Source organism: Devosia sp. 1635, assembly GCF_013185955.1.
Classification (GTDB): Bacteria; Pseudomonadota; Alphaproteobacteria; order Rhizobiales; family Devosiaceae; genus Devosia.
The window spans coordinates 251,760-264,865 of record NZ_JABAOM010000003.1 but is presented as its reverse complement, the minus strand read 5'-3'; the positions used below and the strand labels follow the sequence as shown (position 1 = coordinate 264,865).

12 protein-coding genes and 1 tRNA gene are annotated in these 13,106 nt (G+C 64.1%); 8 read left to right on the top strand and 5 right to left on the bottom strand.

Annotation, left to right across the window (positions count from 1 at the left end; all coding sequences use genetic code 11):
- Positions 1 to 402: 402 nt before the first annotated feature.
- On the top strand, positions 403 to 1,464 hold the full coding sequence (locus HRU92_RS13555) for an SDR family oxidoreductase (RefSeq protein WP_172121582.1): 1,062 nt from the start codon (positions 403 to 405) through the stop codon (positions 1,462 to 1,464).
- A gap of 365 nt (positions 1,465 to 1,829) precedes the next feature.
- Here HRU92_RS13555 and HRU92_RS13550 read toward each other — a convergent pair.
- Both HRU92_RS13550 and HRU92_RS13545 read right to left on the bottom strand, forming a co-directional pair.
- Positions 1,830 to 1,905 (bottom strand) — tRNA-Ala (locus HRU92_RS13550).
- A gap of 69 nt (positions 1,906 to 1,974) precedes the next feature.
- On the bottom strand, positions 1,975 to 2,790 hold the full coding sequence (locus HRU92_RS13545; RefSeq protein WP_248307144.1) for a siderophore-interacting protein: 816 nt from the start codon (positions 2,788 to 2,790) through the stop codon (positions 1,975 to 1,977).
- Between the two features lie 120 nt (positions 2,791 to 2,910).
- On the opposite strand from HRU92_RS13545, the gene HRU92_RS13540 reads away from it, so the two are divergent.
- A complete protein-coding gene (locus HRU92_RS13540; protein WP_172121580.1) occupies positions 2,911 to 3,879 on the top strand; it encodes a zinc-binding dehydrogenase in 969 nt (322 codons plus the stop codon).
- Here the strand turns inward: HRU92_RS13540 and HRU92_RS13535 are convergent.
- Positions 3,876 to 5,192, bottom strand: a complete 1,317-nt coding sequence (locus HRU92_RS13535) for an NAD(P)H-dependent oxidoreductase (RefSeq protein WP_172121579.1) — start codon at positions 5,190 to 5,192, stop codon at positions 3,876 to 3,878. The genes HRU92_RS13540 and HRU92_RS13535 overlap by 4 nt on opposite strands.
- Before the next feature lie 145 nt (positions 5,193 to 5,337).
- Here HRU92_RS13535 and HRU92_RS13530 point away from each other — a divergent pair, with 145 nt between their 5' ends.
- From HRU92_RS13530 to HRU92_RS13505, 6 genes are all read left to right on the top strand, one after another.
- Positions 5,338 to 5,700 (top strand): methylglyoxal synthase, encoded by a 363-nt coding sequence (locus HRU92_RS13530; RefSeq protein ID WP_172121578.1) that lies wholly within the window; start codon positions 5,338 to 5,340, stop codon positions 5,698 to 5,700.
- A 106-nt stretch (positions 5,701 to 5,806) separates the two neighbouring features.
- Complete coding sequence (locus HRU92_RS13525) at positions 5,807 to 6,589, top strand: ABC transporter ATP-binding protein (RefSeq protein ID WP_172121577.1); 783 nt, start codon at positions 5,807 to 5,809, stop codon at positions 6,587 to 6,589.
- A 53-nt stretch (positions 6,590 to 6,642) separates the two neighbouring features.
- The gene (locus HRU92_RS13520) at positions 6,643 to 7,347 is read left to right on the top strand and encodes an ABC transporter ATP-binding protein (protein WP_172121576.1); all 705 of its coding nucleotides are present in this window, start codon (positions 6,643 to 6,645) and stop codon (positions 7,345 to 7,347) included.
- Between the two features lie 66 nt (positions 7,348 to 7,413).
- Positions 7,414 to 8,418, top strand: coding sequence for a branched-chain amino acid ABC transporter permease (locus tag HRU92_RS13515; RefSeq protein ID WP_172121575.1), 1,005 nt, complete (start codon positions 7,414 to 7,416; stop codon positions 8,416 to 8,418).
- The gene (locus tag HRU92_RS13510; protein WP_172121574.1) at positions 8,415 to 9,701 is read left to right on the top strand and encodes a branched-chain amino acid ABC transporter permease; all 1,287 of its coding nucleotides are present in this window, start codon (positions 8,415 to 8,417) and stop codon (positions 9,699 to 9,701) included. Before HRU92_RS13515 ends, HRU92_RS13510 begins: the two co-directional genes overlap by 4 nt.
- 29 nt (positions 9,702 to 9,730) lie before the next feature.
- The gene (locus HRU92_RS13505) at positions 9,731 to 10,612 is read left to right on the top strand and encodes an EamA family transporter (RefSeq protein ID WP_172121573.1); all 882 of its coding nucleotides are present in this window, start codon (positions 9,731 to 9,733) and stop codon (positions 10,610 to 10,612) included.
- An 11-nt stretch (positions 10,613 to 10,623) separates the two neighbouring features.
- On the opposite strand, the gene HRU92_RS13500 is transcribed toward HRU92_RS13505, so the two are convergent.
- Both HRU92_RS13500 and HRU92_RS13495 read right to left on the bottom strand, forming a co-directional pair.
- On the bottom strand, positions 10,624 to 11,553 hold the full coding sequence (locus tag HRU92_RS13500; protein WP_172121572.1) for an oxidoreductase: 930 nt from the start codon (positions 11,551 to 11,553) through the stop codon (positions 10,624 to 10,626).
- A 134-nt stretch (positions 11,554 to 11,687) separates the two neighbouring features.
- Positions 11,688 to 12,893 carry an ABC transporter substrate-binding protein gene (locus HRU92_RS13495; RefSeq protein WP_127754768.1) on the bottom strand — a complete coding sequence of 402 codons (1,206 nt, stop codon included), beginning with the start codon at positions 12,891 to 12,893 and terminating at the stop codon, positions 11,688 to 11,690.
- Positions 12,894 to 13,106: the final 213 nt, after the last annotated feature.

Genomic DNA, 13,106 nt, shown 5'->3' with positions numbered 1-13,106 from the left:
GCGGAATGCGTCGGCCTAACTGGGTATCAAAGGCGGTTTGCGGAGCCTAATCGATGGCTAAAGCTGAGCCAGCCTGGATGGACTTCATGCCGGGTCTGCTGCTCGGCCCAACGGCGCAGAATGCGGTCCGCCACCTTTGGGACAGCGTAGGAAGTCCGGAACCCCAACCTTGCCGTGTGGGTTTGGACAAGCACCGGCGATACCAGCAGTTGACAGCGGAGCATTTCGGTCGCCTGGCTGATCGCGTTCCTTGTTCCGCTCCTTGGGACAGCAACGGCTTAACCGACCAATCCGCTAGCGCAGCTTGAAGAAAGAGGGGTGCGAAGGTCACTTCGCACCGCCATTGCTTGTGCTGGGGAGTTGCACCCGACCTGAATTCGACCTTTCATGATGGAGAAGATTATGGCCAAAACGGCATTGGTGGTTGGCGCAAGCGGTATCGTGGGAAGCGCGACAACCGCTCTGCTGGTTTCGGAGGGTTGGACAGTCTACGGGCTGGCCCGGCGTCCCCTTGCACAGGCGGGGGTTACACCCGTTACTGCGGATCTGCAGGACGCCGGAGGGACGGCGGCAGCCTTGAAAGACCTCAAAGTGGATGCGGTTTTCATCACCACGTGGCTGCGCCAAGACAGCGAGGCGGAGAATATCCGCGTCAATTCAGCCATGGTGCGCAATCTGCTGGACGGATTGCGGTCAAGCAACAGTACCCGCCATGTGGCGCTCGTCACCGGGCTCAAGCACTATCTTGGCCCCTTTGAGTCGTATGGCAAAGGTGTGCTGCCACAAACCCCGTTCCGGGAAGATCAAGGCAGGCTGGACGTCGCTAATTTTTATTATGCACAGGAAGATGAAGTGTTTGCCGCCGCCGCGCGCGACGGCTTCACCTGGAGCGTTCATCGCCCGCATACCGTCATCGGCAAAGCTGTCGGTAATGCCATGAACATGGGAACGACCCTGGCTGTTTACGCCTCGCTCTGCCGCGAACTCGGACGTCCTTTCCGCTTCCCGGGATCAGCGGCGCAATGGAACGGACTGACGGACATGACGGATGCGCGCCAGCTCGCGCACCAGCTGCTGTGGGCCGCAACCACCCCGGCCGCCGCCAATCAGGCGTTCAACATTGTCAATGGTGACGTGTTCCGGTGGAGCTGGATGTGGGCTCGGATTGCTGAGTGGTTCGGCCTAGAGCCCGCGCCGTTCGACGGCACAGTGTTGACGCTGGAGCAGCAGATGCAAGGCGACGCCCCCATCTGGAAGCAGCTAGCCGAGCGCCACGGCTTGGTCGAGCCGGAGCTTTCGCGGCTGTCTTCCCCCTGGCATACCGACGCCGATTTGGGGCGCCCGATCGAGGTCGTCACCGACATGGGCAAGAGCCGCAGTTTGGGCTTTACCCGCTATCAGCCAACCGATCAGGCCTTTTATGACCTGTTCACCCAGTTGCGCGCTGATCGCCTGATCCCATAGATGCAACCGGACCAATTTGCTGTTTGGGGTCAGCCAGGAGCAGAAGCATGTCACGGCACCTGCTCTGGACCCTGAACTGGTGCATGAAGCGCTCCCCGAGCTGGGCATGTTCGCCGCAGGGCAGGATTGCGGCCAAGCGCGAGCACTCCCGGCGACTGCCCGACATCTCGGTCGGAAGGCATCTTGCGCCGGCCGATCAGCGCAGGAAATGAGCGACCCGGAAGGGCCACAGTCCCTGGTGCTGAAAATGGATACTGGGGCTAATTCTACGGGGTACGCAAATGGGGTACGTGTTGGGGTACGCGACTGATTTTGCGGGCCTGCTACTCCCTGAAGTTGCAGGGCTTTCATGCGTCGCCGGAAAATGGTGGAGCTGAGCGGGATCGAACCGCTGACCTCGTCATTGCGAACGACGCGCTCTCCCAACTGAGCTACAGCCCCGTTCCGACCGGGTTGATATGCACCAAGATCGGGCCGCAGAGCAAGAGGATTGCGTGGCTCGGCAGCGGCTCAGTGGGGCTCCTTGGCGTCCGCGGTGCCGAGGAGCCAATAGCCGGCGGCCTTGATGTATTCGGGGTTCCAGCCACGCTCGTCGGTGAGGTGCGCGCGCACGGCTTTGCTCATGCTGGTTTCGCCCGCGATATAGGCGTAAGCCTCGCCGGCCGGGAATTCGAGCGCCGCCACGGCATCGAGCAGCAGGCTCGTCGTGCCGGCGGGCTGGCCGTTGCGATGCACGTAGTGAAGGGTCAGGTCCGCCTGGGTGGTGAAGCGCTGCTCTTCGGCAGCGTCGGCCACTTCGATCACCGCGATCACCCGGGCGCCGGCAGGGAGTTCTTCGATGCGGCGGCCAAGTGCGGGCAGGGCGGTTTCATCGCCCACCAGCAAATACCAGTCAAAGGCGTCGGGTACAACCAAAGAGCCGCGCGGGCCACCGATCACGAGTTTGTCGCCCAGCTTCACCTTGGCGGCCCAGCTCGAGGCGGGGCCATCACCATGGAGCACGAAATCGAGCTCGAGCGTGCCTGCCGCCACGTCGAAATAGCGTGGGGTATAGTCGCGCATTTCAGGGCGCTTGCCGGGGAGGAATTCAGCACCCCGCTCCCCGATCGGGGCGGTGTAGGGCTCGACCCCGTCCGGGAAAAAGAACGCCTTGATGTGATCGGCATGGCCAAGCGAAGCAAATCCGGTCAGGTCCCCGCGCAGCGAAATCCGGCGCATGCGCGGGGTGATGTCGGTGACCCCAACCACATCGAGCAGGCGCATCCGGGTCTCGTGGCGAACACGAATTGGGGCGCGGGGATCGCTGGTGGGGGCAGTGTCGGACATCGCAGTCATTCCTGAATAGTTCGGTCAGGATTTACTCCGCTCGGGAACCCTGGGCAAGCCTTGCGCCGTTCTGATGGGGAGACGTGGTTTCGATCACCCCCCAGATGCAGGAGAAACATCATGCGCAGCATCATCTACGACAGCTTTGGCGTGCCCGAGCAGGTGCTCCAACTGGGCGATCGCCCCAAGCCCGAGCCGGGCCCCGGGCAGGTGCGGTTGCGCATGGTGCTGTCGCCCATCCACAATCACGACCTGATGACCGCGGCCGGGAGCTATGGCTTCAAGCCGGAACTGCCCGCGACAGGCGGCACGGAGGCACTTGGGGTGGTGGATGCCTTGGGGGAGGGCGTCACCACTCTGCAGGTGGGGCAGCGCGTCACCGGGGGCGGGCAGGCGACGTGGGCCGAGTATTTTCTGGGCGACGCGGCCCGGCTGGTGCCGGTGCCCGACAGTGTCGACGACGAAACCGCCTGTCAGCTCGTGTCGATGCCGCTTTCAGCCAAGATGATCATCCATGAGCTCGGGCTCAAGCGCGGGGACTGGCTGGTGCAGAATGCCGCCAATGGCGCGGTGGGCAAGCTCGTGGCGCGGTTCGGGGCCGAGCAGGGGATTGGCGTCATCAGCCTGGTCCGGCGCGACGAGGCGGTCGCCGAGCTCAAGGCGCTGGGCATTGAGCATGCCGTTTCAATCGCCAGCGAAGGCTGGCAGGACAAGGCCCGGGCGATGATCGGGGAAGGCAAGGCGCTGCACGGCATCGATTCGCTGGGTGGCGATGGGCCGGCTGATCTGGCGGAGGTTATGGCTGATGGCGGCACGATCACCAATTTTGGCGCCATGACCGGCCGGCCGCTGCGCATTACCCCGGCGCTGCTGCTGTTCCGGCAGATGACGATCAAGGGGTTCTGGGCCGCCAAGCCCAAGACGCCGGTGGCCGAGATCGCGCGGATGATCGGCGAGCTTGTCGCCGATGCCGCCAATGGCAAGCTCACCCTGCCGGTGGATGGTATTTATCCGCTTGAGGAGATCGCCGCGGCGGTCAAGGCCAGCGGCGAGCCCGGGCGCAAGGGCAAGGTGGTGCTGCGGCCTTAAACGAGGCCCAGCATCCGGTCCTGCTCGCGACGCAGCGCGAACAGGCGGGTGGAGGTGTCCGGCTGGCTGTTGGCTGAAGTCAGCAGCTCCCCCTTCTTGACCGGCGCGGTCACCTTGCCGCCTTCGAGCAGCCCCACCGGCACGGCCCCTTTGGCGCGGCTATCGGTGATGGTCATGGTGAAGGAGCGGTAGCAGGTTTCCCCGATTGCATCGAAGGTTTCGCCCACGGCGAGGTCGCGCTTCGCCACGGCGCAAACCTCGGCCACGGGCTGGGGCAGGGGCACCATGTCGGGCTTGCCATGCAGCATGATGCGCGCGCAGGTCAGCGGCACTTCAAGGCTCGTCAGGTGATAGGGCCGGAAGAAGCTGTAATAGGGTCCGTGGCCGATATGGAGATCATCCATGCGCTCGATGATGCGGGGATGCTCGGCCTTGACGATCACGAAAACGCCAGGCGCCACGCCCTTGCCGACGGTGAAATCGACGACCCCCATCTTGTGGAGGATCCCCCCGTCTTCGCGCGGGATCAAAATCTTGGCCATGTCGTCGCGATCGGCCTTGGGGCCGTGCATGCCCGGCACATCGGGCACGAGGCCGGTGGCATTGGCGATGGCGCACATTTCCACCATGGTCTTGGAGCCATCGACGAACTCCACCAGCATGCGGGGGTTCATGTTGCGGCGCTCGGCTTCTTCCCGGTACTCGTCGGGGATGGCATCGTGGCGGAGGGGATTGTTCTTGCCCTTGCCGGCGGCGACGATGGGCAGGCCCAGCGCGGAAACGAACTCGATCAGCTCCATGCAGGAGGACGGCTCGTCTCCCGCGCCCACGGAATACACAACGCCGAGCCGGTCGGCCTGCGCCTTGAGATAGGGGCCGATGGTGACATCGGCTTCCACATTCATCATCACCAGATGCTTGCCATGCTCCATGGCCAAGAGGTCGTAATCGGCGGCGACGCCGGGCTTGCCGGTGGCGTCGATCACCACATCGATATTGGGGGTGGTGACGAGGGTTTCGGCCGAGGTGATGGCGATCTTGCCCGCTTCGATGGCGGCGGTGGCCTGGGCGGGACTGTCGGCGGTGCGCCCCTTGCTGTCTTCGCCATAGGCGATCTGCATGGCGGCAAGCGCGGTATGGGGGCGACGGGTGGCGATGGCCGCCATTTCGATGCCCTGCATCAGCGACATCTGGGTCACAAGATCGGTGCCCATTTCCCCCGAGCCGATCACCCCGACGCGGATGGGCTTGCCGCTTTCGGCTCGCGCCTGGAGGTCACGAGCAATGCCGGTGAGGGTGATGGAAGCGGTCATGGGTTCAGGTCCAAAAAGTGTTGATCTCCCCTAGCATCGGCAGGAGCAGTTTGAAACAGCGGTGACCCGTCGGGGTGCGGAAGCGCGTGCGCTTGCTGGCAGGGCGGCATCATGCTTTGTGGGCCGGCAACTGGAGGCAAAGGCGATGGCGCGGATCGGTTTGGTGGCCCATGACGACAAAAAGGACGAGATGGCCGCCTGGGCCCATGCCCACCGGGCCAAGCTCAGCCAGCACGAGCTCTGGGGTACGGGCACGACGGGCGGAAGGGTGATGCGGGAAACCGGCTTGCCGGTGGCACTGCTCAAAAGCGGGCCCTTGGGTGGCGATCAGCAGCTGGGCGCGATGATTGCCGAAGGCCAGCTCGATGTGCTGATCTTTTTCATCGATCCGCTCTCGGCCCAGCCGCATGACGTTGACGTGAAGGCGCTGACGCGGTTGGCGACGCTTTACGATGTTCCCTTTGCGCCCAATAAATCTACCGCAGACGCGGTTCTGGCGGCGCTTTAGCGCCCCCCGGCGCGGTTGACCGGTCCGCAAGCTTGTGCGCAGATGCGGCCAAACGGCCCCGGTTCGCGGGGCAATTGGCTATCCAGTGATCAAGGGTCAGAACCGCGTGTCCGTTGACGCAGTGATTGACGTTCGTAACGTCTCCAAAAGCTTTGGCGGTCTTCAGGCCGTTAGAAACTGCTCGCTCCAGGTGGAGCGAGGCTCCATCACGGGCCTGATCGGGCCCAATGGCGCGGGCAAGTCGACCCTGTTCAATATCGTGGCGGGCAATATTGTCCCCGATAGTGGTTCGGTGATCTTTGATGGCAAGGATGTGACGGGCCTCAAGCCGCATCAGCTGTTTCGCACCGGCATGTTGCGCACCTTCCAGATCGCCCATGAATTCGGGCAGATGACGGCGCTCGAGAACCTGATGATGGTGCCGGGCGATCAGCCGGGGGAGAGCCTCTTTAACAGCTGGTTCCGGCCCGGCCTGGTGCGCTCGCGCGAGCAGGAGGTGCGCCAAAAGGCGCTCGATGTGATCGACTTCCTCAAGCTTGGGCATGTGCGCAACGAGCTGGCGGGCAATCTTTCGGGTGGACAGAAAAAGCTGCTCGAGCTGGGGCGCACCATGATGGTGGATGCCGAAGTGGTGTTGCTCGACGAAGTGGCGGCGGGCGTCAACAAGACGCTGCTCAATGATCTGGCCGCCAATATCGAGCGGATGAACCGCGAGCTCGACTACACTTTCTTTGTGATCGAGCACGACATGGATCTGATCGGGCGGCTGTGCGATCCGGTGATCGTGATGGCGCAGGGCGAAAAGATCGCCGAAGGCCCGATGGCGCAGATCCGGGCCAATCCCGCGATCGTGGAAGCCTATTTCGGCACGCCGGTGGAGGCGGTTTGAATGGAGCTTTTGCGTGTGAATACCCGGCTGCAAGCCCGCGGGGAGAGCCGGCTATGGCATTGATCGAACTCAAGCATGTGGTGGGCGGCTATGGCGGCGCACCGATCCTCAACGGGGTGGATCTGAGCATCGAGCCCCACGATATCGGCGTCATTGTCGGGCCAAACGGGGCGGGCAAATCGACGACGCTCAAGGCCATTTTCGGCCTCTTGAAGGTCACGGGCGGCAGCATTGAATTCGGCGGCGAGAACATCGCCAATTCCCTGCCCGACAAGCTCGTGCCCAAGGGGCTCAGCTTCGTGCCCCAGGAAAAGAACGTCTTTACCTCGATGAGTGTCGAGGAAAATCTCGAAATGGGGGCCTTTACCCGTCGGGATGATTTCCGCTCCACCATGGAGTGGGTCTACGGGATGTTCCCGGTGCTGGCCGAAAAGCGGCGCCAGCCGGCGGGGGAATTGTCGGGCGGGCAGCGCCAGATGGTGGCCATGGGCCGCGCCCTGATGAGCCAGCCCAAGCTCTTGATGCTCGACGAGCCCTCGGCGGGCCTGTCGCCGCGCTATGTGATCGAGATCTTCGAGACCATTGTGCGCGTCAACAAGGAAGGCGTCGGCATCTTGATGGTGGAGCAGAATGCGCGCCAGGCGCTGGCCTTTGCCACCAGAGGCTTTGTGTTGGCAGGCGGGCAGAATCGCTTCAGCGGCACCGGCCCCGAACTTATCGCCGATCCCGAAGTCGCCAAAAGCTTTTTGGGCGGCTGAGATGGACCTCCCCTCCGCCGATCATCGCTCCACCATCCACCCCCTCATCGAGTGCTGGCAGCCCGCATGACCGAACTTGTTTTCTTTATCAACCAGGTGGTGATCGCCGGCGCGGTGCTGGGCTCGATCTATGCGCTGGGGGCGATCGGCATCACGCTGATCTTTGGAATTTTGCGCTTTGCCCATTTCGCCCATTCCGAGCTGATGACCTCGGGGGCCTTTATCGCCTTTTTGCTGGCGGGGGCCTTTGCCGCCTGGGGGATCGTCACGCCCATCCCCACCGGCTTTGTGGTGCTGCCCATCGCCATGGTGCTAGGGGCGCTCTTCGCGCTGGGGATCGACAAGGGGTTCTATGCGCCGCTGCGCAAGCGCGGGGCCCGGCCGGTGACGCTGCTGATCGCTTCCATCGGTGTGACGCTGATGGTGCAGGGCCTGATCCGGCTGTTTTTCGGCGCCGGCTCCTATTCCTTTTTTGAAACCGAAACCAAGGAAGTGTTCCGCATCGACATGTCGGCCTTGGGCTCGACGCGGCCGCTGGTGATCACCGAGCCGCAGGCGCTGATGATTGTCGTCACCGCCATTTCGGTGATTGCGCTGCACCTGTTCCTCACCCGCTCGCGCCTCGGCAAGGCGATGCGCGCCATGGCCGACAATGCGGATCTCGCGCAGGTTTCGGGCATCAACACCGCGCTGGTCGTCCGGGTGACCTGGGTGATCGCAGGGGCGCTGGCGACCATGGCCGGCACCATGCTGGCGCTCGATGTGACGCTCAAGCCCGACCTCGCCTTCAACATCATCCTGCCCATCTTTGCCGCCGCCATTGTGGGCGGGCTGGGTCAGGCTTATGGCGCCATTGCCGGGGGCCTCCTGATCGGCTTTGCCGAAACGCTCGCCGTTTTCAACTGGACCATGGTGCTGCGCCCGCTCAACGCCATCCTGCCCGACTGGCTGCAGCTGCCCGCCACGCTGGCGCTGGTGCCCACCGAATACAAGCTGACCGTGGCCTTCGTGATCCTCGTGGTTACGCTGCTGGTGCGCCCCACCGGTATCTTCAAGGGAGCTTCCTCATGATCGCGCGTTCGGCTGCGCTGTTTGGCGGCCTCTTTGTCCTCATCCTGCTGGTGGGCTGGGTGCTCGGCGCGCCCTTCACCTCGAGCCGCCTCGTGGAGGCGGCCGCCTATGCGCTGATCGCGCTCGGGCTCAACATCCAGTGGGGCTATGGCGGTCTGTTCAATTTCGGCATCATGGGCTTTTTGATGCTGGGGGGCGCGGCCGTCACCTTTATCTCCTATCCCCATGACCCGGCGTTCTGGGCCTCCGAAGGGCCGATGCTGCTGGGGCGCGCGCTCCTCGCCTTTGCCGCGGGCGCGCTGCTGGTGATCGGGGCGCAGCAGTCCCATCATCTGGGCGTGCGCGGTCGTGCCAAGATGGTGCTGATCGTTCTTGCCTGGTTTGTGGCCTATTGCGTTTACCGCAGCCAGATCGATCCGGCCGCCGCCTATATCGAGGCGACCGGCAATGGCTTTGTCGGTGGGCTGGGGCTCCATCCCGTGCTGGGCTGGGCTTTTGGCGGTGTGCTGGCAGCGGGCGTGGCCTTTGTCATCGGCAAGATCTGCCTTGGCCTGCGCTCGGATTACCTGGCCATCGCCACGATCGGCATTTCCGAAATCATCCGTGCGCTGATCAAGAACATGGACTGGCTGACGCGCGGCACGTTGACCGTCTCTCCCATTCCATGGCCGGTGCCGCTGCCGCAATATTACCAGGCTGAGGGCTGGGACGGTACGTCGGCGCTGCTGCTGGCGCGCGGCGGCTTCCTGCTGCTGGCGATCCTTGTGCTCGCAGTCGTCATGTGGCTGGTGTCGCGCGCTTACGCGGGGCCCTGGGGCCGGATGATGCGCGCCATCCGCGACAACTATATTGCCGCGGCTTCCATGGGCAAGGATGTCACCGGGCGCCAGCTCGAGATCTTTATCCTCGGCTCGGTGCTGATGGGCATTGGCGGGGCCATGCTCGTTTCCTTCGTGCAGATTTTTGATCCCTCCTCCTACCAGCCCATCAACCACACTTTCCTGATCTGGGTGATGGTGATCGTCGGTGGCGCCGGCAACAATTGGGGGGCGCTGTTTGGCGCCGTGCTGATCTGGCTCATCTGGGTGGTGAGCGAACCCCTGGCGCGCGCCGTGTTCGACTTTGTCAGCTATTGGTCGAGCTCGGTCGGCTGGGGCGCCATTCCCGATATCGAGTCGCGTTCGGCGCAGATGCGCGTCTTCGTGCTTGGCCTTGTGATCACCATTGCCCTGCGCTTTGCGCCCAAGGGCCTGATCCCCGAAACCGTGCGCCGCGACGCCTAGGCGGGCGCGGCGACAAGGGGAGAAGCGCGGTGTTCTGGATTGCGGCGACGCTGACGGCTGCGGCCCTGCAGACCGTGCGCAATGGCGTGCAGCGGGGCCTGACCGGCACGCTGGGCACGATGGGCGCCACCTATGTGCGCTTCCTTTATGGCCTGCCCTTTGCCATCCTGTTCCTCCTCCTCGTGGCACTGGGTAGCGGCGAGCCGCTCCCTGCCATCGGCGGCTGGGCCGTGCTGTTTGCCCTCGGCGCGGGGCTGTCGCAGATCCTCGCCACGGCACTGATGCTGTGGACGATGAAAAGCCGCTCCTTTGCCGTTACCACCGCCATCATCAAGACCGAACCGGTGCTGGTGGCGCTGGCGGGCCTGCTGCTCCTGGGCGAAGTGCTGCCGCCCCTGGCCCTGTTCGGGATTGTCGTCGCGACGCTCGGCGTGCTGCTGTTGTCGCGGCTGGGTGGGGCGCAAGCGGCGGGACCCAAATCGGTGCTGACCGGGATTTTGGCCGCTGCATTCTTTGCGCTTTCCGCCGTGGGGTTCCGTGCCGCGATCCTTGAGCTGCCATCGGGCTCCCCGGTGCTGCGTTCGAGCGTCGTGCTGGTGCTGGGCCTCGGGCTGCAATCGGCGCTGCTGGTGGGCTGGATGCTGCTGTTGGATCGCGCTACCCTGCGCAAGGTCGCGGGTGCCTGGCGCCAGTCGCTGCCGGCCGGTTTTGCCGGTGCCGCCGCTTCCCAATTCTGGTTTATCGGCTTTGCGCTGACGAGCGCCGCCAATGTGCGCACCCTGGCGCTGGTCGAGATCCTGTTTGCGCAGGCTTTTGCCTGGGTCACCAGCCGGGCGGTGCCTGAGCGGCGCGACCTCTTGGGCATGGCGGTGCTGGTCGTGGGGCTGCTGCTGTTGCTGCTCAACAGCTAGGGCGCTAGCGCCTAGAGCGTGCCCGAGCCATAGACCACATTGGTGGCGTTCTGCGATTCAGCCCATAGGCGCTCGGCCGCTTCTTCGTCTTCGCCAAGCTTGGGCCATTGCACCAGCGCCGGCTTGCCGCGCCAGCCGCCCAGCCCCGCCGGGCCCACAAAGGCCAAGGGCGGCAGATCGTCTTCCACCGCGGCGGCCACGCTGGGCAGCGCACCGGCGGCCGCCGATTGGCTCAAGATGCCAGTAAAAAGGCCCGTGACCCGACCGATGCCGCGTTTGCCCGTGATATTGGCGAAGAGGCCGGTATTGGCAAAGCCAGGATGGGCCACCGTAACGCGCAAGTTCCAGCTCTCGCTATCGCTCAGCTTTTGCAGATGGCGCGCCCACAGGAGGTTGGCCAACTTGGATTGCCCGTAAGCAGCCATGGGCTGGTAGTTCTGGTCGCTTTGCAGGTCATCGAAGTTCATCTTGGCGTGCCGGGCGGCATTGCTGGACACTGCCACCACCCGCGCACCATCGGTTTTCAGCAACAGCGGCAGCAGGTGACCGGTCAGCGCGAAATGGCCGAGGTGATTGGTGCCGAACTGCAGTTCGAATCCGTCCACCGTGGTCTGCCGCTCGGGCGGCATCATCACCCCGGCATTGTTGATGAGAATATCGAGCCGGGCATATTGGGCTAGCACCCGTGCCGCGCAGGCGGCAACGCTGGCAAGGTCCGCCAGATCCAGCTGCTCGAAATCGAGTTTGCCGCGGGGGGACGTAGCAGCGATGGTGCGGATGGCCGCGGCGCCTTTTTCGCCGTTGCGGCCCGCGATGATCACTGTCGCGCCGGCACCGGCCAGCATGCGTGCGGTTTCGAGCCCCAGACCGCCCGTGGCGCCGGTGACAAGGGCGACCTTGCCGGTTTGGCTGGGAATATCGGCTTCGCTGCTGATCTGCATGGTGAGTGCTCCGGGGTCAGGGCGGCAAGGGCGCGCCAGTCTCGCCAACAGGAAACCGCTTGATGTCGGCAGGTTCCCAAAGAAAAAGGCCCGGGGTGATCCCGGGCCTTCGGAAGGAGCGCTGAAAACCGAGCTTACTCGATCTCGCCCTTTTCAACGAAAGCGCCGTTTTCCACCGCCAGTTCCACGATGATGCCGTCCACGTCGCCAGCTTCATCAAAGTCGAGCGCGCCGCCGGCGCCCTCGTAATCGATGTCCTTGCCTTCGGCGATCAGCGCCTTGGCCTTTTCCCATTCGCCGGGGAGGATCTTTTCGCCAGGAGCGGAGGCCACTTCGCGCAGCGCGCCCACGAGGCCTTCGCGGTCGGTGGAGCCGTTCTTTTCGATGGCGAGCGCCAAAAGGAAGGCGGCATCATAGGCCTGGGGAGCATAGGTGGCGTTGGCTTCGAGGCCCGCCGCGGTCGCCAGGTCCACATAGGTCGTGGTGGCTTCGCCAGCCGGAGCACCGGCGCGGGTGGCGATCATGCCCTCGACCGAGCCGGCATCTATGCCGGTCAGCAGGTCGTCGCCGACCATGCCGTCGCCGCCCACGAAGAGGGTGAAGTTGCCCGATTCCACGGCCTGGCGCAGGATGGTGTTGCCCGAGGCATTGGCATAGGCCAGCACGACCAGGTTCTGCGAGGCGACGAGATTGCCCAGCTCGGCGCGATAGTCGGCCTTGCCTTCTTCATGGGCGAGGTTGGCAGCAACGGTGCCGCCCGCGGCGGTATAGGCGGCCGCAAGCGCGTCGGCCAGGCCCTTGCCGTAGTCATTGTTCACATAGGTGATGGCGATGTCGTTGATGCCCTTGCTGATCAGCAGGTCGGCCATCTTGACGCCCTGCATGGCGTCCGACGGGGTGGTGCGGAACACGAGGTCGTTGTCCTCGAGCGTGGTCAGCGCCGGCGCGGAAGACGCGGGCGAGATAAACACGACATTGCCCGACAGGCCCGAGCCATTGAAGGCGCCGATGGTTTCGCCGGTGCACAACGCGCCCACGACACCAACGACGTTTTCCGTGTTGATCAGGCGGTCGGCGGCGCCGGCAGCAGCGGTGGCGTCGCAAGCGCCGTCCGCCGAAACGAGGGACAGTTCACCGTCCAGGATGCCGCCTTGTTCGTTGACCTGCTTGACCACGAGTTCGGCGCCGGCAAAAATTGGCGGGGTCAGGCTTTCGATGGGTCCCGTGAACCCGCCGACGAAACCGATCTTGGCGCCGGTTTCCTGAGCAATGGCGGGCGCTGCAACGAGGAGCGTCGAAGCGGCCACGGCCAGGGTCAGGGTCTTCTTGAAATTCTGCATTGTGATCCCTCTGCTTGGGTTGCGCCGCCCAGCAGCCTTGGTGGCGGCTTTTTGTGGTGGAACAACGACAATCGGGGGCACAAAGCATGCCCCTCGGGCGCGACTGTTGCACATCTGCCCGCCCCGAGTCATCCGCAATTGGTGAAGCGGCAAGCCCCTGCGAAGTGTTGCTTAACGCGCGGCCCTTGCGCATAGAAAAGCGGGCGCCGCAGG